Consider the following 22,410-nt stretch of genomic DNA (forward strand, 5'->3'; position numbering starts at 1 on the left):
CCACCTCCTCCTCACTCATCCCGTTGTCACCCTTCTATTTGGTGGGGGGGGGTCGGGGGGGGGGGGGGGGGGGGGGGAGCCGCTCCCTCCCCCCCCCCCCCCCCCCCCCCCCCGGGACCCCTCTCCCGTTATGGACTGGTGCAGGTCACGGCAGGGGTGCCGCTGCTGCCCGACGCGGTGAACCCGAAGGTCGTCGAACCGCCGCCGGCCAGTGTCCGGTTCCAGTCGACGTTCCTCACCGTGACGGTCGATCCCGATGTCGTGTGCGTGCCGTTCCACACACTGTTGACGGTGCTGCCGGAGCCGAGCGTCCACCTGGCCGTCCAGCCGTTGAGGGCCGCCGAACCGGTGTTCTTCACGGTCACCTCACCCTGGAAACCACCCGACCAGGAGCTGACGGTCTTGTAGGTGGCGGTGCAGGGGCCGCCCGGGTCGGGCGTCGGCGTGACGGTCGGGGTGACCGTCGGGGTCGGGTCCGGGGTGGGGGTGACCGTCGGCGTCGGGCCGGGGGTGGAGCCGGGCCTTCCGACACCGGTCACCTCGCCCCTGCCGCCGTCGAAGACCACGTCGGAGCAGTTGTAGAACGTCTCCGCGGAGTCGGAACGCTTCCACACCGAGTAGATGATGTGGCGGCCCGTCTTGTTCGAGGGGAGCGTGGCGTTCCAGTAGTAGTTGGCGTCGTTGGTGCCCGGCGAGCCGACGCTCTGCGGGTGGTCGGCCGTGTGGAAGGGCTCACTCTCCAGGTCGTCCCAGGTCAGCGCCCGGTTGGGGTTCCAGCCGTCCTTGGTGATGTAGAGGTAGAACCAGCCGGGGTGGGCGGCCCACTTGTTGTACTTGAACTGCAGGGTCGAGCCCGCGGTCAGGTGCGTGACCGGCCAGTCGGCGCTCGGCAGGTCGAACCCGCTGTAACCGGGGTTGCCGCCGCTGCACACCTTGCCGTCGGGGATGAAGCCCCGGGTCCGCCCCGCTCCGTCGGAGCGCAGCAGGCTGAACCAGTTGTAGAGCGAGTTGTCCCCGCTCTGGGCCACCGCGGCCTTGCACGCCGGGTTGATGGGCACGATGTTCCCCTGCGGGGAGAGGCCGTCCTGCCAGCAGAAGAAGGTCCGGCTGCCTGGCACCATCATGGCGCCGTGCGCCGATGCCGACTGGGGAACGAGAACGACGGCGAGAAGCGCGGTCATCAATGTGACCACACCGGCGACAGCCATGCTTCGCCATTTACTCACAGGATTACCCTCCCTTTCGAGGGATGAAGGGTCGCTGATCGACGGCGGTGAGCGCTCACGCGAGACGGACTCTAGGTGGCTGTTTCCGGGGTGTAAACGCGACCCCTCCGCCGCGCCGTGACGACGTGTCGTCCTGCGAGGTCAGAGGGGTCGCGGGGCGGTCCGGCGGGATGAAAGATTCACGGTGGCCGGAACGCGCTTTCACCGCTCTTTCCCGCGTCCTGGCGGTCCCGTCCCGTGTCCTGGCGGTCCCTTCTCGTCTCCTGGCGGTCCGTGCCCGCGTTCTGGCGGTCCGTGCCCGAGGACGTGCGGGAAACGCCGCGACGGGAGGGCGGGAGAGGGACGGGCGCGCCCGCGGTCACCCCCGTCGTTCCCCCGCGGTCGCGGCGAGCCGCTCCAGCGCGGGGCCGGTGAGGCGGTACTGGTCCCACTCCTCCAGCGGTTCGGCGCCGAGCGAGCGGTAGAAGGCGATGCTGGGGGTGTTCCAGTCGAGCACCGACCACTCGAAGCGGCCGTAGCCGCGCTCCACGCAGATGCGGGCGAGTTCCGCCAGCAGGTCCCTGCCGTGGCCGCCCCCGCGCCGGTCCGGGTGGACGTAGAGATCCTCCAGGTAGATCCCGTGCCTGCCGAGCCAGGTCGAGTAGGACACGAACCAGAGGGCGAACCCCGCGACCTGCTCGCCGTCGGCGGCGATGTGGCAGAACACGCTGGGCGAAGGGCCGAAGAGCGCCTCGTGAAGCCGGTCGGCGGTGGTCTCGACCTTGTCCAGCGCCTTCTCGTACTCCGCGAGTCCGCGGACCATGTCGATGATCGCCGGGATGTCGTCCGGCGTTGCGGGGCGAATCATGTCCGAAGTCTAGGGGGAGGCCACCGGCGTCCCCGAAAGAGGATTTTCGGTGATAAATCCTCTTATATGGGGTCGTGTGGTCGTGCCGGTCGCTCCTCCCGTAAGTTGTCTGCTGATCGAAGCACGGGTCGTTGAGAAAGGCGGGTCACCATGTCGACAGAGCCCAGCGGGGAGCGGTTGGCGGAGCTCAGGCAGGCGTTCACCGCCATCGACACCGACGGCGACGGTTTCATCACCGAACGGGAGTTCGCCGAGCACTTCCCGGCCCTGCCCCCCGAGGCCCTGGGCTCGCTGAACCGCGACGGCGACTCCGACGGCGACGGCCGGTTCTCGTTCGAGGAGTTCGTCCGCCTGGTCGCCGCCGACTGATCAGGCGCGGGCGAAACCGAGCAGGGCCACGTCGTCGCGGTTCTCCCCGTCCTCGACCAGGGTGAGCAGCGACTCCATCATGACGCCGAGATCGAGCCGCGAGGCCGTGGCCATCTCCCCGCGCAACCGGTCCATGCCCTCCAGGATGCTCCACGACCGGCTCTCCACGATGCCGTCGGTGTAGAGGAGCAGCCGGTCACCGTGTCCCAGCCGCGCCGTCCCGGTCGAGAAGACGGTCGAGGGCATGGCGCCGATCAGCGGGGAGAGGGCCCCGCCGAGGAAGTCCGCCTGCCCGCCCGCGGTGCAGAGCAGCGCGGGCGGGTGGCCCGCGCTGGCGTACTCCAGCCGCCCGTCCGCCAGGGAGAGCCGCACGCACAGCACGGTGGCGTGCATGCGGTCGTGCCGCCCGGCGGTCATCCGGTTGAGCCGGCCGAGGGTACGCCCGGGGTCGGGATCCTCCAGCGCGTACGCCCTGAGCGCGTTGCGCATCCGGCCCATCGAGGCCGCGGCCCGCAGCCCCTTGCCGACGATGTCGCCGATGACCAGCACCACCTCCTCGTCGGAGATCCGGACGACGTCGTACCAGTCCCCGCCGACCCCGGCCTCGTCGCTGCCGGGCACGTACCGGCCGACGATCACGGTGCCGCCGATCTCGGGGACGTCCGGGAGCAGGGCCAGCTGCAACGTGGTCGCGATCCGGTGCTCCTGCTCGAACTGCTCCAGGTCCCGCAGCCGGGCCGAGGTGAGCTGGGCGAGCTGGCGCAGCACGGTGTCGTCCGCCACCTCCTCGGGGGGAGCACCGGAGACCGCGATCCGCACCGTCCCGGCCCGCCCGGCCCCGTCGCCACCGGGCGCGTCACCGGTGACCGTCACCCGCACCCCGGAGGTCTCGGCCAGCAGTTCCCCGTACCTCCCGGCCACCCTCAGCACGTCCGCCGCGCTGGAGGCGCCGTTGAGCGCGAGCGCCGCCTCGGTCAGCTCCCGCAGCCGGCGGTTGTGCCGGGACCGGATGGCCGACAGCCGCAGCACGCCCCGCACGCGGGTGAGCAGCTCGCGCGCGGAGAAGGGTTTCACCAGGTACTCGTCGGCGCCCGCGATCAGGCCGGTCAGCGACTCCTCCTGCCCGGCCCTGGCCGACAGGAGCATGATCGGGACGCTCCGGGTGACCGCGTCGGCGCGGAGCCTGCGGACCATCTCCAGGCCGTCCATGCCGGGCATCATCACGTCCGCGACGATCATGTCGGGGAGCCGCTCCCGGGCCGCCCGCAGTGCGGCGGCCCCGTCGGCCACGGCCGTCACCTCCCAGTGCGGGCTGAGCAGCCTCACCAGGTAGCGGCGCAGGTCCTCGTTGTCGTCGGCGACCAGGATGTGCTCCGTCCCGCTCGGCTCCACCGGCGGCGCGGCCCCGTCCGAGGACGGCCGCCCCGAGGACTCGCCGGGCAGCGGCAGCCAGTGCGAGACGTGGTCGGAGCCGGACTCGTACGGGTTCGCCGCCTCGCCCACCTGCGCCGGGGGAAGGTGCGCGGACCCGTACGGCAGCCTGATCGTGAACGTCGTCCCCCCGCCGACGAGACTGCTCGCCTCGATGCGCCCGCCGTGCAGGGTGACCAGCTCGTGAACCAGGGCCAGGCCGATGCCGGTGCCCTCGTCGCTGCGCGCCGGGGAGCCGGGGACCCGGTGGAAACGGTCGAAGAGGTGGGGGATCTCCTCGCCGGCGATGCCGATGCCGGTGTCGGAGACCGTGACCACCGCGTGGTCGCCGCCCGAGCGCACGCCGACCGTGATCCCCCCGGCGAAGGTGTGCTTGACCGCGTTGGAGAGCAGGTTGAAGATGATCCGCTCCCACATCCGCCGGTCGAGGAAGACCGGTTCGGGCAGCGGCTCGGACTCGACGTCCAGGGTGAGCCCGACGCTCTCGGTCGCCGAGCGGAACACGCTCACCAGCTCACCGGTCTGCGCCACCAGGTCGGTCGGCCGGTGGTAGGCGCGGGTCCGGCCCGCGTCGATGCTGGTGACGTCCAGCACGTCGTCCAGGAGGGTGAGCAGCCGCACCGCGTTGCGGCGGGCGGTCCGCAGCACCGCGCTCTGCTCCGGGGCGACGGAGGGGTCCTCCAGCAGCTCCTCCAGCGGCCCCAGGATCAACGTCAGCGGGGTGCGGAGCTCGTGGCTGATGTTGGCGAAGAACGCGGTCTTGTCGGCGTCGAGCCGGGCGAGCCTGCGCGCCTGGACGCGCTCCCGCTCGTGGGCCGCCGCCGCGGCCAGCGCCCGCGACACGCTCGCCGCGATCGTCTCGAAGAAGTCGTCGTACGGCTGCAGCCGGGGGTTCACCCCGCACACCAGCAGTCCCAGCGTCTCGTCGCCGGAGGTGAGCGGCAGGGCGACGGCCGGTCCCCGCGCGCCGAACCGCTCGGCGGGCACGGGAATGACGCCTCGCGCGGGGCGCGTGACCCCCCCGTCACCGCCGGCGACACCGTCGAGGGTGACGGGGATCCGCTCGGGGGCCGTCCCGTCCGGTACGACGATCCGCAGCCCGCTCGTGCCGCCGTCCCCGGCCGGGCCGTTCCCGTCCCCGCCGGGACCCACAAGACCCGTGAGACCCGTGAGACCCGTGAGACCGGCGGGATCGGCGGGACCGGTCTCCTCGGCGAGGTAGGCGAAGGCGAACGGGACGTCGTCGTGCGCCTCGGCCAGGGCCGACAGCGCCGCCCGCGCCACCTCCTCGCGGGTGCCGCCGGTGGCCGCCTCGCCCACCCGGCTCATCGTGCGCATCCTGCGCTCCCCGAGCACCCGCCCGGTCGTCTCGCTGACCAGGCACATCACCCCGCCGACCGTTCCGTCCTCGACCCGGATCGGGCCGTAGGAGACGTCGAAGTAGGTCTCCTCCAGGAAACCGTGGCGTTCCAGCAGGAAGAGGTGGTCCTGGGCCCAGAAGGGCTCGCCGGTCTCCCGTACGTCGTCGAGCAGGGGCTTGAGGACGTCCCAGGTCTCGGACCAGTTCTCCTCGGCGGGCCGGCCGAGCGCCGCCGGGTGCTTCGCGCCGATGGTGGGGATGTACGGATCGTTGTAGAGCGCGACGTAGTCCGGACCGGCGAAGATGACGATCTGGGCGCGGGAGGAGAGCGCGATGTCGACGGCGGCTCTCAGCGCCGCGGGCCAGCTCTCCATCGGGCCCAGCGGTGTGGCGGCCCAGTCGTGGGCCCCGATCCGCCGTCCCATCTCCCCGCCGGCGGGGCTCACCTGCTGCATCTCACTCCCTGACCGTCAGGTACTGTGACGATACCTGGTGGAGCGACGGCTTTCGCGGTGAGGATATGGCCATTCGTCTGGAGCGAAGGATCGACCCCGACGGCTCTCCCGTGCTCGTCCCGATCGGCGAGCTGGATCGGGACTCCGCCGAGCCACTGGCCGCCGCGGTGGACGCGGACCTGCGGAAATCTCCCGCCCTGCTGGTCGTCGAGCTGACGCGCGTGCCGTTCTGCGACTCCTCGGGGATCGTCGCCCTGCTCGACGCCCACGCCGACGCCGAGCGCGCCGGGGTGGAGTTCGTCCTGACCGGGGTGGGCGAGCATCTGCGGCAGCTCTTCCGGGTCTCCGCCCTCGACCAGGTGATCCGGATCGTCGAGGAGTCCCATGGGTGACGGGAGCGGTGCAGAGATCGCTCGCGTGATCTTCCCGATCTCCGGGGACCTCGCCTCCCTCAGGGCGAAGGTCCGCACCTTCCTGGTCCGGGCGGAGTTCGACGAGCTCACCGAGAAGAACTTCGTCCTCGCCCTGAGCGAGGCGGCCAACAACGTGCTCGACCACTCCGGCGGAACCGGCACCCTCACGATGCGCCACCTGGAGGGACGGGTCGTCGCGGAGATCCACGACGACGCCGGTCTGCTGATCGATCCCCACGCGGGCATGAAGCAGCCCCCCGTGGGATCCCGCCGCGGCTACGGGATCTGGCTGATGCGCACGCTGTGCGACTCGGTGGAGATCCTGCACGACCCAGGGGGATCGACGGTACGGCTCACGATGCTGCTTCCGCACTGACCGCTCCGCGCCGACCGTTTCGCGCCGGCCGCTCCGCACTGACCGTTTCGCGCCGGCCGCTCCGCACTGACCGTTTCGCGCCGGCCGCTCCGCACTGACCGTTTCGCGCCGGCCGCTCCGCACTGACCGTTTCGTGACGGCCGCGTGCGCGGCCCGCCGGGATCAGCGCGCGACCGGGACGCCTCCGCCGGACACCTCGCGCAGGGACTCCTCAAGGGTGGAGTCGATGGGGAACGCGTCGCGCAGCCGGGTCAGTTCGAGCAGGCGGCCGAGGAAGCCGTGCACGCCGACCAGGCGCAGCCATCCCTTCCGCTCGTACGCGCGCCGAAGGCTCGTCAGCAGCACCCAGATGCCCGTGGAGTCGCAGAACTCCAGGTCCGTGGTGTCGATGACCAGGTAGACATGACCTCGCCCGATGAACTCCGCGAGCCTCTCCTCCAGCCGCGGTGCCGAGGACTTGTCCAGATCTCCGGTCAGGGTCACCACGGAGAAGTGCGGACGTGTGTCCACGGTGACGGAAAGTCGAGTCATATCGCCCCGCTGTCTACGGCAGATTGGGGACAGCGCCCGGTCGGGAGCCGTACAAGGACGGGTGCCATTCGCCTCCACCGTACGCCCGTGGCTCGTGACAGTTCAACGCCTGATGGCATACCACCGGTGATCAGAAGGCATGGGCGCCGTCGTCCGCCCGCCCGTCCGCAGCCTCGCCGTACCGCCGCCGACGGCCGGTCCGACCTGCCGGGGAGGCCGCCGTTTGCCCGCTCCGGTCCCGGGCACGGCGAGGGAGCGGTCCACCGGTCCGGCGGGGACGCGCGGACCGCGACAGATGGCCGAAAACGGTCAGGAGTGGCAGGGAACGGGGGAGACCGTGAAAACGAAGTCCTGCGAACCGGACACGGCGAAAGGGAACGGTCATGTTTCGTGATCTCGTCAAGGGAGCCGCGGGTGGCGTCCTCGCCACCGCGGCGATGAGCGCGGTGATGCTCGCCGGCGACCGCGCGGGCCTGATGGGCGACCAGCCGCCCAAGAAGATCGTCCGTGCCTTCATGCCCGGGTACCGGCACCGTCCCAAGCGTGGCGAGGGAGTGCTCGGCGCCCTCACGCACTTCGCCTTCGGGAGCGCGTGCGGGGCCGCGTTCGGCGCGTTCTTCGGGAAGGAACGCGCCCCGCTGCCGGTCGGGGTGGGGTACGGGCTGGCGATCTGGGTGGTCAGCTACCAGGGCTGGGTGCCGATGCTGGGGATCATGCCGCCGATCTCCGACGACCGGCCGGGACGCCCGGCGGTGATGGCCGCGGCTCACGTCGTGTACGGCGCGACGCTCACCCTCGCCGTGAACGGCATGAGCCGCTCCACCGGCCCTGCCGGACCGGGGAGCGGCGATCCGCGCGGATGAGCGCGGGGTTCGCGGGGACCGCGGATCCGGCCGTCCCCGCGAACGAGGTCCCGTCCGAGGACGGGCTCCCGTCTACGAGGCGGGGACCGAGGCCGAGGCGGACTGCCCGGCCGAGAGGGTCTGCCGCATCGGCTTGCCCACGGTATGCGCCGCGGTCATGTCAGGCATCTCCGGTACGTCCACCGGGTTGATCCGGCCGCCGTGCTCGTCGTGGTGGTCGGCGTCGGCGTCGTCGAACCACACGCCGCCGTCCGCGAGATAGCGGAAGCGAATGGGCTGCCGGGCGGGAACGACGACGCTCACCTGGTAGGCGCCGTTCTCCTTACGCTCCATGGGGTGGGCGTAGGGGTCCCAGTCGTTGAAGTCGCCGACCAGGGAGACCCCGCCATGGCCCGGGTTCTCCGTTACGGTGAAAGTCAGCTTGACCTGGCCGTTCTTGGTCGGCTTACCGCGCTTGATCACTGAAATCCTCCTGACATCACTGTCTCTGTACGTAATGCGCCGTGATCTCGATTGCGGAAAGCGTGAAGATCACGCCAACTACCGGATCGCGCCGACAGAGACGTGACGCGATCAGAGGCCGACGCCCGGTCACGGCCGAGCCGTCGATCCATATGGTTCGTTACCGCCCATAGCGGCTGGACAACCGGGACACGCCAAGTTTTGAGCGCCATCACGTCCGACCTTGACCAGGTCATGGGGGGCGACCGGCCCGCGACCGTGATCCGGCGCCCGTACCGGCGGGTAGGAACGCGCGAGGTGCCCGCGCCCGCGGGTCCGCCACGGCCGCGCGTCGGCGAGGATGGTGGGGTGCAGCAGATACGGCCGATATCCCCGTCGTCACTGGTGGAGGAACTCGCCGACCGGGTGGCCGCGCGGCCCCGCGGGGAGTGGGTGCGCGTCGCGCTCGACGGAGCCCCGGCGGCACGGCCGGGCGACCTCGCCGACGCGCTCGCCGGCCCGCTCAGGATCCGCGGCCGGGAGGTGTTCCGCGTCTCGGCCGCCGACTTCCTGCGCCCGGCCTCGCTCCGCTTCGAGTTCGGCCGCACCGACCCCGATTCCTTCTACACCGACTGGTTCGACCACGGAGGGCTGACCCGCGAGGTCCTGGGGCCGCTGGACGCGGGAGGGTCGGGCAAGGTGCTCCCCACCCTCTGGAACAGCGTCACCGACCGCGCCACCCGCGCGCCCTACGTCACCGTGCCGGCGGGCGGGGTGCTGCTGCTGGACGGCCCACTGCTGCTGGGCCGGGGGCTGCCGTTCGAGCTGACCGTGCACCTGCGGCTCTCGCCGGGCGCGCTCGCCCGGCGTACCCCCGACGACGAGCGCTGGACGCTGCCCGCCTACGCCCGCTACGAGGAGGAGGTCGGGCCCGCGGAGATCGCCGACGTGGTGGTCCGGGTCGACGACCCCCGGCATCCCGCCCTGGTCACCCCGGCCTGACCCGGCCCGGGGGGACGGGGAACATCAGGGGACATGACGGCGGGGCGCGTCCCTCGACGCGCCCCGCCGTCCGATCATCCGGTGGTGCCGCTAGACACCCGCCCGTGAGGGCATCCTGCCCTCGGAGTAGGAGCTGTGGAGCTGCTCCGGCTCGGAGGGCTGTGCCTCGTCGCGGACCTCCTCCATGCGCAGCGCGACCCCCATCGCGAAGAAGGTGGGCGCCCACTCTCCGATGAAGATCCCCCATCGGTCCGCGCGGTCGATACCCGCCTTCTCCGACGCGTGCGACGTCGCCCAGACCGCGATCGACACGCCGATCGAGGCGATACCGGCGACGTACATCGCGCCGGACTTCACGCCCATCTTGTGAAGCATTTTGATCATTTCGTCCCCCCGATGATGGTTCGTTCTTATGGTTACCCCCTGGGATGATGGATAACCGAATGTCACGAACCGCAGGCGAGGGCTTCACCCGGGACGGGGTCGCGCGGCCCGGGTCACTCCTCGCGGAGGCGTTTGAGCAGTTCCTCGCGTCTGGCGTCGAGCGAGGCGATGAGGACCTCCTGCTCGTCCGCCTGGTTGATCATCATCGACTGCTCCGTGGGGTCGGTGGGACCGACGTCCCCGACCTGACGGCGCATCTCGGCGACCTCGGCGCGCATTCTCTCCAAATCTGCTTCCACTTGACGCAGTTCTTCTTGAAGGCTCATGCGCTCCCCATACCCCTGCTTCGGGCTTCGACTCCACGACCTCGCCCGTGACGGCGCCCTCCGCGGGCCGCGGGTCCCGGGGACGGCCGCCACCGGGGTCGGACGGCACGGCAGCGCGCGGTACGGCAGGGCAGGGCAGGGTGCGGCACCGGGGGCAGGCACGGCAGCGCGCGGCAGGGCACGGTCGCGGGGTTCGGGGCACGCTCGCCGGACGCGGAGCGGCCCCCGAGGTCACGTGGACCCGGGGGCCGGTCGCGCCGGGGGCGAGGTGTGATCGTCCCCGGCCCTTCACGCTCCCCGTCGCGGGGGCGTCAGGGCGGTCCGGTGGTGTCAGTCGTCCTGGCCGCCGGCCTGCTCGTTCTGGTCGTCCTGCTCGGCCGGTTCGGCCTGCTCGTTCTGGTCGTCGTCCTGGCCCGCCTGCTCGGCCTGGTCCTCGGCCTGGTCGGCGGCCCGCTCGGCGGCCGTGCTGGTCTCCTGGTCCTGCTCCAGGATCGCGCCGCTGGTGGCGTCGATGTCGAACTCGTGCTCGACGTCGCCCTGGAGGAGCTCGACCTCCCAGGTGGTGGGGGTCTCCTCGCCGTCGAACTCGGCGTTGACGAGCTTGGCGCCGGGCACCTTGTCCTGGGCGATCTTGACGGCCGCGTCCCGCTTGATCTTGGCCTCGGCCTCACCGGGCTGCGGGGTGGCGGGGGCGGTCTCGGCACCGGGGGTCGTGTTCACCGGGGCGGGGGAGGTCGCCGTGCCGCTCGGAGCCGGGGTGGGCGTCGCGGTTCCGGCGAAGGCCGCGGCGCCGCCTCCGGCGACGACGGCGAGAAGTCCGGCACCGGCAATGGTGATCTTCGTCGTGTTTCGCATGTCCACCACTGTGCCGGGGACCCCGTTAGCGTCACGCTGCGGCAACCCTAAAGGCAGGTTAAGGCCGGCCGGAGCACCGGATCGCGGTGCGAAGGACCGGTGAAGTGCCGGTGCGGGGCCGGGATGAACCCGGCGCGCCGTTCCTGCGTACCTGCGGATGAAAGCGACCCTGGAACCGGCGGTGCGGGCCGGGGCGGCGCTCCCCGGCCCGTGGCCGGACGCGGGCCGCCGTCCCTCGTGCCGCCGTCGCGGATCCGCGCGCTGGAAGGATTGGGATGGACGACATCACGGCCTCCGTCGGCACTCTTCGTCTCCGGGACGGGGTCTCGTGCCCGTCGTGGTGCGAGCGGGAGCACCCCACCACCTACATCACCCACGCGGCCGACATCGCCGAGCTGCGCAACCCGGACGGGTCGACGGTCACAGTCACCCTCTCCCAGCACGTCCAGCCGGGGTACGTGGGGGAGAGGGTGGTGCGGGTCTACACCTGCCTGGGCGAGGAGACCGGCATCGCGGACCTTCCGGCGGAGGCGGCGGAGGCGGTCGGCAGGTCGATCGTGGCGTTCTCCCCCGAGGGGCCGATGCGCGCCTACGGCAGGGCCCTGCAGCGGGCCGCCGCGCACCTGCTGCTCCCCGGGCTGAAGGTGTCCCGTCACCGGGAGGGGGACGCGCCGCAGAGGTCGGCCCGTGACCGGGCCGAGTCGCCCTCGCAGGAGAAGCTGTTCCGGATCGCGTTCCTGTCCGGCTACCTCAACGTGACGAGGGCCCCGGGGCCGCTGAGCGGGGGCGTGGTCGAGCGACGTCTCAGCCAGGTGCTCTCGCCGCGCGAGACGAGCGAGCTCTGCGACATCGTGCGCGGGATGCTCTCCCGGCGTACCGCCAAGAACCGGGGCGTCCCTCCCGGAAAGGCCGACGGGTCCGACGGGTCCGACGGGACCGGCACGGCGGGCTCGGCGGGTGCCGCAGGCTCGGTGGGCTCGACGGGCGGTGTCCGTGGCGCGTACGGGCTCGCGGTGGGACAGTGACCCCGGGGTTTTCGGACGCCGTGACGTTGTCCTGGAATATGTCTTTAAATGACAATTCGATGGCGTATGCACATGCTGTTGCAAGTGCATCGGGCACGTGCGGGCGCGTAGGGCCGTGCAAATCTCACAGTAGTATGGAAAGGTATGACATCGCAGAAAGGTGAGACAGGGAGCCGACATGGCCGGACAGACCGCCGAGGACAGTGACGCGCAGAGCGGCGTCCTCGCCTACTCGGGCGGTGGCGGCCCCACCATCCTGCGCATTCTGCTCGGTTCCCAGTTGCGGCGGCTGCGCGTCGCCAAGAACATCACCCGCGAGCAGGCCGGTTACGCCATCCGCGCCTCCCACGCCAAGATCAGCCGTCTGGAGCTCGGGCGGGTCGGCTTCAAGGAACGCGACGTCGCCGACCTGCTGACGATGTACGGGGTGACCGATACCGAGGAAAGGGCCCCGCTGCTCGCCCTGGCCCGCCAGGCCAACGCCCCCGGCTGGTGGCACAAGTACGGCGACCTCCTGCCCAGCTGGTTCGAGGTCTACGTGGGCCTGGAGGAGGCCGCCTCGGTCATCCGCACCTACGAGGTGCAGTTCATCCCCGGTCTGCTGCAGAGTCCCGAGTACGCGCGCGCCGTCATCATGCTGGTGCACGGCGCCGCCTCGGCGGAGGAGGTCGACCGCCGCGTCTCGCTGCGGCTGGCCCGCCAGGAGCGCCTGAGCAGGCCGCACGCGCCGACCCTGTGGGCCGTGATGGACGAGGCCGTGCTGCGCAGGCCCATCGGCGGGCCCGAGGTGCTGCGCGCGCAGATCGACCACCTGCTCGAGGTCGTCGAGATGCCCAACATCAAGCTGCAGATCATGCCGTTCGAGCACGGCGGTCACGCCGCGGCCGGAGGACCCTTCTCCATCCTGCGCTTCGCCGACCGGGACCTGCCCGACGTGGTCTACATGGAGCAGCTCACCAGCGCCCTGTACGTGGACAAGCTCGAGGAGACCGACCACTACATGCAGGTCATGGACCGCCTGTGCGTCCAGGCGTACTCCCTCTCCGAGAGCAAGCGGTTCCTGCGCGAGCTGCGCGACGAGCTCGCGGGCTGACGCCTCTCACGAGCGGGTGCCGGATGCGGTGAACCCGGCGGGGCCGGTGAGCGTATCTGAAGGATGTTGACACATTCGCGCCGGATCGGTGTCGCCAGGAACATCCGCGTGGTCGCCACCGTGACCCTCGCCCTCTCGTTCTCCCTCGCCTGCAGCGCGGAGCAGCCCCCCGCGGCCCCGGCGGCGGCCGCGGCCGGCAACGCCGCTCCCGCGGGGCCGCCGCTCACCGTGGAGCAGCTGGCCGAGAAGGTCGGCTGCAAGCCCGAGATTCAGGTCGACGCGGTCGACATCCGGACGGGGGCCTGCAAGACCGCCACGGGACGGTTCTTCATCAGCACCTTCGTCACCCAGTCCGGCAAGGACCAGTGGATGGACCAGGCGCCGGAGTACAACCCGCACCTCGTGGGGGACCTGTGGACCGTGCTCGGCGCGCGGAAGGTCCTGGACGAGCTGCGTCAGGAGCTGGGCGGCGACCTGCACCTGACCGACCACCGGGTGAGCCCGACCCCGGCCCCGCCCGCGGGATGAGCGCGACCCCGGAACCACGCACCGGATGAACACGACCCCGAAGGCGCGTGCCGGGTGGACGCGGCTCCGGCGCGCCGGGTGAAGGCGGCTCCTCATACCGCGTGCCGGATGAGCGCGGCCCCGCCGCCGGTCACCGGGTGAGGGACGGGGCCCTCCCGATCCCTGCCGGGCATTCCGCCCTTCCGGATTTCCCGGGAGGGCGGAATATCCCTTAATGAAATGGATACGGCATTGCCTGGTGATTCGGCGATCCGTAGCATCCGTCCCATGTCCATCACACGTGAGTTCGCCTATGCCTCGCCCTCGCGTCCCGCCGACGCCGAGTGCGTGTGGTACCGCTCCAAGGGCGACCTCTACGACCTGATCCGTACGGGCAGCGACGGGGAGTTCCGCTACCACGCCTTCCACGCCCGTGACGGCCGCTACCTGCAGGCCTTCGCCTCCTGGGAGGACGGTCTGGAGTGGATCAGGGAGCGCGTCGGGGACGAGTGAGGGGGACGCCGGCCCGTTCCGCAGGGCCGGGTACGCCGCCGCGCGGGTGAGGTCGCGCCGGTGAGGTCGCGGAACGCCGATCCGGCATGACTGATTCGAGATACTCTGCCGGACGTGCGGCGATTGATCACTTCCCGAGGAGTACGGCTCGCGCTCGCGGTCGGCGCGACGGCGATGGTGGTCATCGCGATCGTCACGCGTCTCCACCGGAGCCGGAGCCCGATCCCGATCCGGGCACACCGGGATTCCGGCCCCCTCCGTCACGACGTCCCGCCCGCCGGGGCCTCGTCTCCGGCGCAGGCCGGGTCCCCGGCCAGGGCGGTGAGCGGGCCCGTCCCGCCGTGGCCCCCGGTCCCGGTCCTCGGCGCCCCCACCGCCGAGGATCTCAAGCGCCACGACGCCGGACCCTCCGCTCTCCGTTCCGCCGTCGAGGGCTTTCTCGCCCGATCGCCGCGAGAGCCGCGAGAGCCGCTGGACGAGACCACCCGGCGCCGGCTGCGCCGCTGGGGCGCCGCCGGGCTCGCGTTCCTCCTGCTGGCGGGCGCCACGCAGGCCCTCGAGTCCGCGGTCTTCCCCTCCGGGACGCCGATCGAGGATTCCGGCCGGTACGCGAGATCGTGCACCCAGGGCCGGGATCCCCTCGCCCTCACCTACGCCTGTACGGATAACGGGCCGAGGGCCGACGCGGTCCTCGGTGAGGAGCCGTCCTCTCCGTCCACGGGGCCGCCGGAACAGTCGGAGTCGCCGGTGCCGGACGTGACGCCGGAGACGCCCGAGCCGGACCACGGGCCGGTTACCGACGCGGACTGCCGGCCCGCCCCCGCCGTCCCTCGCGTGCGGCCGGTCGATCCGAGGGTGACGCGGGCGGTGAACCGGCAGTGGCGGCGGATCGAGAGGTGGTTGAGGACCAACGCCCCCGCGAGCCGTCGCACGCTCGGCAGGCCCGGGAGGGCCCGGACGATCGCGGTGGCGGAGGCGCAGACGGGCCTGCGCTTCCCCGACTCCCTGCGGGCCTCGCTGCTGAGACACGACGGGACCGTCTTCGTGGAGGGCGTCTGGCGATTCGGTTTCCAGGGGGACATGAACCTGAGCGTCCGGGAGATCCGGGACACGTGGCGGATGCTGTGCGGGATCGATTCCGGCGACGGGGGCGAAGGAGCTCTCTCCGATCCGCGATCGGAGTGGTGGGACGGGCGGATGATCCCCATCACCGCCGACGGATCGGGGAACCATCTGGTGGTCGACTCGGTGAGACGCGACGTCGGAGGGACCGATCACGAGGGGAACATGCGCTTCACCGTCGGAGGAATCGCGATCCGCTCGTACTACGCCCTGCTGAAGGCCACCGCGGACGCCCTGGAGACCGGCGGCTCCATCGGGCACATGAGGCCCCGGGCGGTCGACGGTCGGCTGGAGTGGGAGGTCGCCGAGTCGTCACCGGCCACGGACCCGGGCACCTCCGGCTCCCCCTGACGCGACCCTGACGACCCTGACGACCCTGACGGGGCGAACAGACCGGACGAGACCGGGGAACGGGCCGGGTCGAGGGAACGGGCCGTCGAGGGAACGGGCCGTCGCGCCGACCCGCGGGAGCGTCCCCGCGACGGTCGTCACACCCCGGTCGTCGCGGGATCCCCGGCAGCGTGCTCAGGACCGTCGTGCGCGGTCGTGGTCGGCCGGCCCGGGACCCCCGGAACGCGGCGGGGACGCCCTGCCCGAGAGTGACACGGGGATTCGCGGAGAAGGCTTTCACTCTCCGTGGCCATTGCGTAACGTTCTGCGTGTCGAGGGCCCCCGAGGGCGGCCGTCTCGTCGATCCGCCGAGCGTGACCACCTCCCGCTCCGCCGCGTGTCCCGGTGTCCGGCCCGGTCGTCCGCGAGCGGGCCGGGGCAGACCGGAAGGACAGCGCGTGCCCCCCTTCGAGCTCCCCGACTTCTACGTGCCGTACCCGGCCAGGCTCAACCCGCACGTGCAGACCGCGCGCGAGCACACCCGCGGCTGGGCCCACGACATGGGCATCCTCGACGAGGAGCTCGGGATCTGGGACGAGGCCAGGCTGGAGGCCATGGACTACGGCCTGCTCTGCGCCTACACCCACCCCGACGCCCCGGCCGCCGAGCTCGACCTGATCACCGACTGGTACGTCTGGGTGTTCTTCTTCGACGACCACTTCCTGGAGACCTTCAAGCGCAGCGGCGACCTGGCCGGGGCCCGGGAGTACCTCGACAGGCTGGCCGCCTTCATGCCGGTGCACCCCACGGGCACGCCCGGCGAGCCGCGCAACCCGGTGGAGCGCGGCCTGGCCGACCTGTGGGCCCGCACCGTCCCGGCGAGGTCCGACGGCTGGCGTGCCCGGTTCGCCGAGAGCACGAGGAACCTGCTCGACGAGTCGCTGTGGGAGCTGGCCAACATCAACGAGGGCCGGGTCGCCAACCCGATCGAGTACGTCGAGATGCGGCGCAAGGTGGGCGGTGCTCCCTGGTCGGCCAACCTGGTCGAGCACGCCGCCGGGGCCGAGGTCCCGGACGCCGTCGCCGCGAGCCGGCCGATGCGCGTGCTGCGTGACACGTTCTCCGACGCGGTGCACCTGCGCAACGACCTCTTCTCCTACGAGCGCGAGGTCGGCGACGAGGGCGAGCTCAGCAACGGCGTGCTGGTCTTCGAGCGCTTCCTGGGCTACGACACCCAGCAGGCCGCCGACGCCGTCAACGACCTGATCACCTCCCGGCTGCACCAGTTCGAGAACACCGCGCTGACCGAGCTGCCCGCGCTGTTCGAGGAGCACGGCCTGGACCTGAGGTCCCGCCTGGACGTGCTGGCCTACGTCAAGGGGCTGCAGGACTGGCAGTCGGGCGGCCACGAGTGGCACCTGCGCTCCAGCCGCTACATGAACGATGCCTCGCGCGACTCCCCGGTCGCCGCCCCGGCCCTGCTGGGCGGCCCGACCGGCCTGGGCGTCGCGGCGTCGCGGATCAGGCTGGCACCGGGCCTCACCGGGCCGGGCGGGATCAGGAGTCACACGCACGTCCCGCTGCGGAAGGTCGGGCCGATGCCGCTGCCCGAGATCTACATGCCGTACACCGCCCGGATGAACCCCCACATGGACCGCTCGCGCCGCAACGCCGTCGAGTGGGCCCGCGAGATGGGGATGTTCGAGCAGCTTCCCGGCTTTCCCGGGCTGGCCGTGTGGACCGAGCACAAGCTCGTCTCCTACGACTTCGCCGTCTGCGCCGGGGCGATCGCTCCGGACGCGACCGGCCCCGAGCTGGACGTGTCGACGTTCTGGCTCACCTGGGGCACCTACGCCGACGACTACGTCCCGGTGGTCTTCGGGTCCCGCCGCGACCTGGCGGGGGCGAAGCTGTTCGACGCGCGGCTGGCGGCGTTCATGCCGCTCGACCTCTCCGCCGTCCCACCGCCGGCCAACCCGGTCGAACGCGGCCTGGCCGACCTGTGGGTCCGTACCGCCGCCCCGATGTCGCGGGACGCGCGCGCCACGTTCCGCCGGGCCGTACGGGACATGACCGACAGCTGGCTGTGGGAGCTGGCCAACCAGGCCCAGAACCGGGTCCCCGACCCGGTCGACTACATCGAGATGCGCCGCAGGACGTTCGGCTCCGACCTCACGATGAGCCTGTCCCGGCTGGCGCACGGCCGGTCGGTCCCGCCCGAGATCTACCGCACCCGGACGATGCGCGCCCTGGACGACTCGGCCGCCGACTACGCCTGCCTGGTCAACGACCTGTGCTCGTACCGCAAGGAGGTCGAGTTCGAGGGCGAGCTGCACAACTGCGTGCTGGTCGTGCAGGACTTCCTCGGCTGCGACCGGCGGCGGGCCGCCGACATCGTCAACGACCTGATGACCTCCCGGATGCGGCAGTTCCAGCACATCGTCGCGACCGAGCTGCCCGTCCTGTACGACGAGCACGACCTGGACTCCGCCTCCCGGGCGACGCTCGACGCTCACGTACGGGAGTTGCAGGACTGGATGGCCGGGGTCCTGCTCTGGCACCTGCGGACCCGCCGCTACGACGACTCCGAGCTGCACCACCCGCCCGCGCGGGTGCGGCCGGTCACCGGTCCCACCGGGCTGGGCACCGCGCTCGCCCGTCCGGGATCGCGGGCCCGCGCCGGGGCGGTGCCGGTCCGGCCCCGCTGACGCCGGACGGACACGGGCGGGGTCTCCGGGCCGGACCCCGCCCGTGTCCACGGGGCCACACGCCGCGCCGTTCGGGATGAAACGTACATCGAGGCTCGTCTCCATACGGCGCGTTCCGCGGGACGAAGTCCCAGGCAAGCGCTTTCCTAAAGCCTCGCCGGTCGGTCCGGACGGTCGGCGCTCCCTTGACGACGGCAGGGGCCGCCCCGACACTTGCCCGGAACCCGTGAAAGATCTCCGTGACCCCGGCCGCTTCTCGCCCCGTTTTGTTAACGCTAACACCGATCAAGGAGGCACCGCATGCCGAGTCCCACCCTCGGCGCGGTGCGCGGTGTCGTCCGGACCGGGCACCGGTGACCCCGCTCCCGTGCCACCGGCCGATCGTCCGGAGTTCCATCCCTCCACCTTCCAGGAGTACCCCTCATGTCCCGAAGAAAGGGCATCGTCGGCGCGATCTGCGCGCTTCTCCTCAGCCTCGGCTGCCTGGTCGCGGTCACGGCACCCGCCCAGGCGGTGGGCGAGACCACCTTCCGCAACCCGCTGCTGCCCAACGGCGCCGATCCGTGGCTGCGGTACCACGCGGGCAACTACTACCTGGCCACCACCACGTGGAACTCCCAGCTGGTGATGCGCAAGTCGCCCACCCTGGCCGGTCTGCGCACCGCCGCCCCGCAGCACGTCTGGTCGGAGACCGCAGCCGACAGCTGCTGCAACTTCTGGGCCTTCGAGTTCCACCGGCTCAACGGCCCCAACGGCACCCGCTGGTACATGATGTACACCTCCGGGGTGAGCGCCGACCTCGACCGCCAGCACCTGACCGTGCTGGAGAGCGCCGGTGACGACCCGATGGGGCCGTACACCCTCAAGGGCTCGCCGATGCCGGACACCTGGAACATCGACGGCTCCTACCTGCAGCTCAACGGACAGCTCTACCTGCTGTGGTCGGAGTGGCAGGGGGCCGACCAGAGCCTGTGGATCGCCCGGATGAGCGACCCCTGGACGGTCACCGGTTCCAGGGTCCTCATCTCCAGGCCCACCCACTCCTGGGAGACCGTGGGCGGGCGCACCAACGAGGCGCCCGAGGTGCTGCAGCGCAACGGGAAGACCTTCATCGTGTACTCGGCCAGCTCCTGCAACACGCCGGACTACAAGCTCGGCATGCTCACCCTGACCGGGAGCGACCCGCTCAGCGCCTCCTCCTGGACCAAGGCGCCCAACCCGGTCTTCCAGCGCGCCAACGGCGTGTACGGCCCCGGCCACCACGGCTTCTTCACCTCTCCGGACGGCACCGAGGACTGGATCGTCTACCACGGCAACGCCTCCACCGGCGAGGGCTGCGGCAGCACCCGGTCCACCCGGGCACAGAAGTTCACCTGGAACTCCGACGGCACCCCGAACTTCGGCGCGCCCGTCTCCACGAGCACCGACCTGCCGGTGCCCTCCGGTGAGCTGGGCCCGATCACCACGGCGGTGAAGGGCGCCGCGTACACGCTCGTCAACCGCAACAGCGGCCTGTGCCTGGCCACCACCGGCGGATCGGCCGCCGACGGGGCGAACGTCGCCCAGCACTCCTGCTCCGGTACGGCCGCCCAGTGGGTGCTGGACTCCACCGCCGACGGCCACCACCGCCTGGTCAACAAGCAGAGCAACAAGGCCCTGGACGTGGCCGACTGCGGCACCGCCGACGGCACCGACGTCCGGCAGTGGGCGTGGCTGGACAACACCTGCCAGCAGTGGCAGCCGATCACCACCTCCGACGGCTGGCTGCGGCTGCAGAGCCGCAGCAGCGGCAAGGTGCTCGACGTGGCCGACTGCGGCACCGCCGACGGCGTCGACGTCCGGCTGTGGACCTGGTCGAACACCACCTGCCAGCAGTGGCGGCTGCAGCCGGTCGGGAACGTCGCGATCACCAGCCTGCAGAGCGGCAAGGTGCTCGACGTGGCCGACTGCTCGACCGGCAACGGCGCGAACGTCCGTCAGTGGCCCTGGCTCGACACCGACTGCCAGAAGTGGACCTTCGGCCACACCGACAACGGCCACTACCGGATCCGTCCCGCCCACAGCACCGGGAGCTGCCTGATCGTGAACGCCGCCTCCACCGCCGACGGCGCCGACGTGACGCAGGGGGCCTGCTCCGGCAACAACTCCCAGTGGCGGATCGAGGTGCTCACCGACGGCTCGGTCCGGTTCACGGCCCGGCACAGCGGCAAGGCCCTCGACCTCGCCTCCTGCGGGCTGGCGGCCGGTGCCGAGATCGCGCAGTGGGCCTGGCTGGACAACATCTGCCAGCGGTTCGCCATCAGGGCCACCTGAGCGATCGGCCCGGGGCCCCGCCGTCACCGGTCGGCGAATCGGCGAATCGGCGAATCGGCGAATCGGCGGGTCAGCGGGTCGGCGGGTCGGCGGGGCGGGGGGACCGGCGTGAACGGAGATCGTACCGGCGCGGCCTGACCCGCGGTGCCGGCCGTTCCGGCGCCGGACCCGTCCCGTTATCCGGGCCCGTCCCGTTATCCGGGCCCTTCCCGTTCCCCGTCCCGGGCCCGGGTTCGCTCCCGGGTCCGTTCTCCGTCCCGTTCCCGTTCCCGTTCCCGTTCCCGGGCCCGGTCTCCGGCTCGGGGGAGGGGGAGGGGGAGGCCGGTGCGGGAGGCTGCTCCGGGTTCGGGGCCGCCCTGCCGGGCTCGGCGACCTCGGGGATCACCGGGGCGGTGACGACCTCCGTGCGGGGCTCCTCGACCGGCTGGCCGGTGGACAGGTCGACGGCCGTGCCGTGGTGGCTGGTCGCGGCGTGCGAGGCGGCGAACAGGATGAGCACGTTGACCAGCTTCAGGAACAGCAGCATGCCCACCGCGCCCGCGACGACCTGGTACGCCGGGTTGGCCGAGCTCGCGTTGAAGTAGGCCTGCCCGAGGTTCTTGATCAGCTCCAGCCCGATCGTGATGATCAGGGCCGGGCCGATGACCCGGCGCGGGGAGAGGCGCATCCGGGGGGTGAGCGTCAGCAGCGCCGTCGACAGCAGCAGGTTCACGCCGATGCCGAGCACGAAGGCCGCGGCCGAGAGCGTCCAGCGCGCCGGGGTCGCCTCGGTCCCGATCGTCTCCCCGATCAGCCAGGTCAGCGCGGTCTGGGCGCCGAAGGAGAGGGTCAGCGAGACCGACAGCAGCAGCCCGAGCATGACCATCACGGCCAGGTCGATCAGCCAGCGCAGGAAGAAGTTGCCCGGGTACTGCACCAGCCCCCAGACGGCCCGGATGGAGGAGCGCATGGAGTCGATCCAGAACAGGCCGGTCAGCGGCAGGCCGAAGGAGGCGATCACCCCGGCCGTGTCCCGCGCGTCGCGCAGCGCCTGCACGTTCAGGCGCGGCAGCGTCTCGCTCAGGTAGTTCTCCACCTGGGAGATCGCGGCCGGTGTGTCCATCACATGGCCGATGATCACGAAGCCCAGCAGGACCAGCGCGAAGGTGGCGTAGAACGCGTGATAGGTCATGCCCGCCGAGAGACGGCCCGCGTCGGTGCGGTCGTAGTGGATGGCGGCGCGGACGAGATGGTCGAGCCAGTCGTACCGCTGCCGTAGGTCGTTCCATCCCCTGGTGAGCCGGTCGGTCCACCGGCTTGCCCTCGCGGTGGCCGTCATGAGGCCAGACCCTACCCGCAGGAACGCGTTTCACCGCCGCTGACCACCGTCGGGATGCGCGGGAGTGTCCCTCAGGGCGCCGGACGGGGCTGGGCGGCCGGTGGGGGCTCGTAGGTCAGGGCGAACATCCCGCAGAGATCGCGCAGGATCCACTGCCGGGAGCTGAACGAGCGCCCCTACGTGCTGGGGCAGCACGTCAGGATCGAGATCAACGACCCGCTCTCGCTGTACGGGATCCTCCGTCCCGTCGAGACGCTCCGGACCTACACGATCTGGGAGCACTCGCCCGAGTCGCGGGAGTTCGAGCTCCGTGCCCACCTCTACGACGGTGAGGGGATCGGCCTGACCTGGGCGCGCAACGTGACGGTCGGCGACCCGGTGAGGTTCTGGGGGCCGATGGGGGACTTCGCGACGCGGCCCGCGCCGTACCACCTGTTCGTCGGGGAGGAGACCGCGACGGCGGCGTTCGGCCCGATGATCCGCGCCCTCGGGCCGCAGGCGGCGGTGTTCGCGGTGCTGGAGAGCGACACCGAGGAGGACGAGGTCCCGGTGCCCGGCGGACCCACAGGCTGCACCGCGTCCACCGGAACGGTGCCTGGGCC

At 71.5% G+C, this 22,410-nt stretch carries 22 protein-coding genes and 1 pseudogene; 13 read left to right on the forward strand and 10 right to left on the reverse strand.

Annotation, left to right across the window (positions count from 1 at the left end):
- Positions 1-128 precede the first annotated feature (128 nt).
- Together ACZ6RT_RS17450 and ACZ6RT_RS17455 are read right to left on the reverse strand one after the other, a co-directional pair.
- On the reverse strand, positions 129-1,208 hold the full coding sequence (locus tag ACZ6RT_RS17450) for a lytic polysaccharide monooxygenase auxiliary activity family 9 protein (RefSeq protein WP_399194906.1): 1,080 nt from the start codon (positions 1,206-1,208) through the stop codon (positions 129-131).
- 376 nt (positions 1,209-1,584) lie between these two features.
- Entirely contained in the window at positions 1,585-2,073 is a 489-nt protein-coding gene (locus ACZ6RT_RS17455; RefSeq protein WP_399194904.1) for a GNAT family N-acetyltransferase, read from the reverse strand.
- A 150-nt stretch (positions 2,074-2,223) separates the two neighbouring features.
- On the opposite strand from ACZ6RT_RS17455, the gene ACZ6RT_RS17460 reads away from it, so the two are divergent.
- Positions 2,224-2,442: an EF-hand domain-containing protein gene (locus ACZ6RT_RS17460; RefSeq protein WP_470154652.1), complete on the forward strand. Its 219-nt coding sequence runs from the start codon at positions 2,224-2,226 to the stop codon at positions 2,440-2,442.
- Here the strand turns inward: ACZ6RT_RS17460 and ACZ6RT_RS17465 are convergent, their stop codons facing one another.
- Positions 2,443-5,688 (reverse strand): SpoIIE family protein phosphatase, encoded by a 3,246-nt coding sequence (locus ACZ6RT_RS17465; RefSeq protein ID WP_470154653.1) that lies wholly within the window; start codon positions 5,686-5,688, stop codon positions 2,443-2,445.
- Between the two features lie 65 nt (positions 5,689-5,753).
- Between ACZ6RT_RS17465 and ACZ6RT_RS17470 the strand changes: the two genes are divergently transcribed.
- Both ACZ6RT_RS17470 and ACZ6RT_RS17475 read left to right on the forward strand, forming a co-directional pair.
- Entirely contained in the window at positions 5,754-6,080 is a 327-nt protein-coding gene (locus tag ACZ6RT_RS17470; protein WP_399194898.1) for an STAS domain-containing protein, read from the forward strand.
- Positions 6,073-6,477, forward strand: coding sequence for an ATP-binding protein (locus ACZ6RT_RS17475; RefSeq protein WP_470154654.1), 405 nt, complete (start codon positions 6,073-6,075; stop codon positions 6,475-6,477). The genes ACZ6RT_RS17470 and ACZ6RT_RS17475 overlap by 8 nt, the downstream gene beginning before the upstream one ends.
- 162 nt (positions 6,478-6,639) lie before the next feature.
- On the opposite strand, the gene ACZ6RT_RS17480 is transcribed toward ACZ6RT_RS17475, so the two are convergent.
- A complete protein-coding gene (locus ACZ6RT_RS17480; protein WP_399194894.1) occupies positions 6,640-6,987 on the reverse strand; it encodes an STAS domain-containing protein in 348 nt (115 codons plus the stop codon).
- Between the two features lie 404 nt (positions 6,988-7,391).
- Between ACZ6RT_RS17480 and ACZ6RT_RS17485 the strand changes: the two genes are divergently transcribed.
- Positions 7,392-7,871 carry a DUF6789 family protein gene (locus ACZ6RT_RS17485; protein ID WP_399194892.1) on the forward strand — a complete coding sequence of 160 codons (480 nt, stop codon included), beginning with the start codon at positions 7,392-7,394 and terminating at the stop codon, positions 7,869-7,871.
- Positions 7,872-7,943: 72 nt separating this feature from the next.
- On the opposite strand, the gene ACZ6RT_RS17490 is transcribed toward ACZ6RT_RS17485, so the two are convergent.
- On the reverse strand, positions 7,944-8,333 hold the full coding sequence (locus tag ACZ6RT_RS17490; RefSeq protein ID WP_399194890.1) for an isoamylase early set domain-containing protein: 390 nt from the start codon (positions 8,331-8,333) through the stop codon (positions 7,944-7,946).
- A 348-nt stretch (positions 8,334-8,681) separates the two neighbouring features.
- On the opposite strand from ACZ6RT_RS17490, the gene ACZ6RT_RS17495 reads away from it, so the two are divergent.
- Positions 8,682-9,314, forward strand: coding sequence for a uridine kinase (locus ACZ6RT_RS17495; RefSeq protein WP_399194888.1), 633 nt, complete (start codon positions 8,682-8,684; stop codon positions 9,312-9,314).
- Positions 9,315-9,404: 90 nt separating this feature from the next.
- Here ACZ6RT_RS17495 and ACZ6RT_RS17500 read toward each other — a convergent pair whose 3' ends face one another.
- The 3 genes from ACZ6RT_RS17500 to ACZ6RT_RS17510 all read right to left on the reverse strand — a co-directional run bounded on the left by ACZ6RT_RS17500 (position 9,405) and on the right by ACZ6RT_RS17510 (position 10,879).
- Positions 9,405-9,698 (reverse strand): hypothetical protein, encoded by a 294-nt coding sequence (locus ACZ6RT_RS17500; protein ID WP_470154656.1) that lies wholly within the window; start codon positions 9,696-9,698, stop codon positions 9,405-9,407.
- Between the two features lie 113 nt (positions 9,699-9,811).
- Positions 9,812-9,997: a hypothetical protein gene (locus ACZ6RT_RS17505; RefSeq protein WP_399194884.1), complete on the reverse strand. Its 186-nt coding sequence runs from the start codon at positions 9,995-9,997 to the stop codon at positions 9,812-9,814.
- Between the two features lie 357 nt (positions 9,998-10,354).
- Positions 10,355-10,879 (reverse strand): PepSY domain-containing protein, encoded by a 525-nt coding sequence (locus tag ACZ6RT_RS17510; RefSeq protein WP_470154658.1) that lies wholly within the window; start codon positions 10,877-10,879, stop codon positions 10,355-10,357.
- A gap of 275 nt (positions 10,880-11,154) precedes the next feature.
- Between ACZ6RT_RS17510 and ACZ6RT_RS17515 the strand changes: the two genes are divergently transcribed.
- From ACZ6RT_RS17515 to ACZ6RT_RS17545, 7 genes are all read left to right on the forward strand, one after another.
- The gene (locus ACZ6RT_RS17515; RefSeq protein ID WP_470154660.1) at positions 11,155-11,904 is read left to right on the forward strand and encodes a hypothetical protein; all 750 of its coding nucleotides are present in this window, start codon (positions 11,155-11,157) and stop codon (positions 11,902-11,904) included.
- A gap of 178 nt (positions 11,905-12,082) precedes the next feature.
- Positions 12,083-12,997: a helix-turn-helix domain-containing protein gene (locus ACZ6RT_RS17520; RefSeq protein WP_399194878.1), complete on the forward strand. Its 915-nt coding sequence runs from the start codon at positions 12,083-12,085 to the stop codon at positions 12,995-12,997.
- A gap of 63 nt (positions 12,998-13,060) precedes the next feature.
- On the forward strand, positions 13,061-13,525 hold the full coding sequence (locus tag ACZ6RT_RS17525) for a hypothetical protein (protein WP_399194876.1): 465 nt from the start codon (positions 13,061-13,063) through the stop codon (positions 13,523-13,525).
- Between the two features lie 267 nt (positions 13,526-13,792).
- Positions 13,793-14,017: a hypothetical protein gene (locus ACZ6RT_RS17530; protein WP_344895312.1), complete on the forward strand. Its 225-nt coding sequence runs from the start codon at positions 13,793-13,795 to the stop codon at positions 14,015-14,017.
- Between the two features lie 114 nt (positions 14,018-14,131).
- Positions 14,132-15,490, forward strand: coding sequence for an SMI1/KNR4 family protein (locus ACZ6RT_RS17535; protein WP_470154663.1), 1,359 nt, complete (start codon positions 14,132-14,134; stop codon positions 15,488-15,490).
- Between the two features lie 437 nt (positions 15,491-15,927).
- Entirely contained in the window at positions 15,928-18,177 is a 2,250-nt protein-coding gene (locus ACZ6RT_RS17540; RefSeq protein ID WP_470154665.1) for a family 2 encapsulin nanocompartment cargo protein terpene cyclase, read from the forward strand.
- A 423-nt stretch (positions 18,178-18,600) separates the two neighbouring features.
- The gene (locus ACZ6RT_RS17545; protein ID WP_470154666.1) at positions 18,601-20,490 is read left to right on the forward strand and encodes an RICIN domain-containing protein; all 1,890 of its coding nucleotides are present in this window, start codon (positions 18,601-18,603) and stop codon (positions 20,488-20,490) included.
- A 70-nt stretch (positions 20,491-20,560) separates the two neighbouring features.
- On the opposite strand, the gene ACZ6RT_RS17550 is transcribed toward ACZ6RT_RS17545, so the two are convergent.
- On the reverse strand, positions 20,561-21,808 hold the full coding sequence (locus ACZ6RT_RS17550; protein WP_470154668.1) for a YihY/virulence factor BrkB family protein: 1,248 nt from the start codon (positions 21,806-21,808) through the stop codon (positions 20,561-20,563).
- Positions 21,809-21,988: 180 nt separating this feature from the next.
- Between ACZ6RT_RS17550 and ACZ6RT_RS17555 the strand changes: the two are divergent.
- A pseudogene (locus tag ACZ6RT_RS17555) lies at positions 21,989-22,153 on the forward strand (siderophore-interacting protein); the annotation flags it as partial.
- Here the strand turns inward: ACZ6RT_RS17555 and ACZ6RT_RS17560 are convergent.
- On the reverse strand, positions 22,129-22,383 hold the full coding sequence (locus tag ACZ6RT_RS17560; RefSeq protein WP_470154670.1) for a hypothetical protein: 255 nt from the start codon (positions 22,381-22,383) through the stop codon (positions 22,129-22,131). The pseudogene ACZ6RT_RS17555 and the gene ACZ6RT_RS17560 overlap by 25 nt on opposite strands.
- Between the last annotated feature and the right edge of the window lie 27 nt (positions 22,384-22,410).

Source organism: Streptosporangium sp. NPDC050148, assembly GCF_055586505.1.

Coding starts and splice junctions, on each gene's coding strand:
- ACZ6RT_RS17450 (WP_399194906.1), bottom strand. CDS start 1,208: ATGGCTGTCGCCGGTGTGGTCACATTGATGACCGCGCTTCTCGCCGTC.
- ACZ6RT_RS17455 (WP_399194904.1), bottom strand. CDS start 2,073: ATGATTCGCCCCGCAACGCCGGACGACATCCCGGCGATCATCGACATG.
- ACZ6RT_RS17460 (WP_470154652.1), top strand. CDS start 2,224: ATGTCGACAGAGCCCAGCGGGGAGCGGTTGGCGGAGCTCAGGCAGGCG.
- ACZ6RT_RS17465 (WP_470154653.1), bottom strand. CDS start 5,688: ATGCAGCAGGTGAGCCCCGCCGGCGGGGAGATGGGACGGCGGATCGGG.
- ACZ6RT_RS17470 (WP_399194898.1), top strand. CDS start 5,754: ATGGCCATTCGTCTGGAGCGAAGGATCGACCCCGACGGCTCTCCCGTG.
- ACZ6RT_RS17475 (WP_470154654.1), top strand. CDS start 6,073: ATGGGTGACGGGAGCGGTGCAGAGATCGCTCGCGTGATCTTCCCGATC.
- ACZ6RT_RS17485 (WP_399194892.1), top strand. CDS start 7,392: ATGTTTCGTGATCTCGTCAAGGGAGCCGCGGGTGGCGTCCTCGCCACC.
- ACZ6RT_RS17500 (WP_470154656.1), bottom strand. CDS start 9,698: ATGATCAAAATGCTTCACAAGATGGGCGTGAAGTCCGGCGCGATGTAC.
- ACZ6RT_RS17510 (WP_470154658.1), bottom strand. CDS start 10,879: ATGCGAAACACGACGAAGATCACCATTGCCGGTGCCGGACTTCTCGCC.
- ACZ6RT_RS17515 (WP_470154660.1), top strand. CDS start 11,155: ATGGACGACATCACGGCCTCCGTCGGCACTCTTCGTCTCCGGGACGGG.
- ACZ6RT_RS17520 (WP_399194878.1), top strand. CDS start 12,083: ATGGCCGGACAGACCGCCGAGGACAGTGACGCGCAGAGCGGCGTCCTC.
- ACZ6RT_RS17525 (WP_399194876.1), top strand. CDS start 13,061: ATGTTGACACATTCGCGCCGGATCGGTGTCGCCAGGAACATCCGCGTG.
- ACZ6RT_RS17530 (WP_344895312.1), top strand. CDS start 13,793: ATGTCCATCACACGTGAGTTCGCCTATGCCTCGCCCTCGCGTCCCGCC.
- ACZ6RT_RS17545 (WP_470154666.1), top strand. CDS start 18,601: ATGTCCCGAAGAAAGGGCATCGTCGGCGCGATCTGCGCGCTTCTCCTC.
- ACZ6RT_RS17550 (WP_470154668.1), bottom strand. CDS start 21,808: ATGACGGCCACCGCGAGGGCAAGCCGGTGGACCGACCGGCTCACCAGG.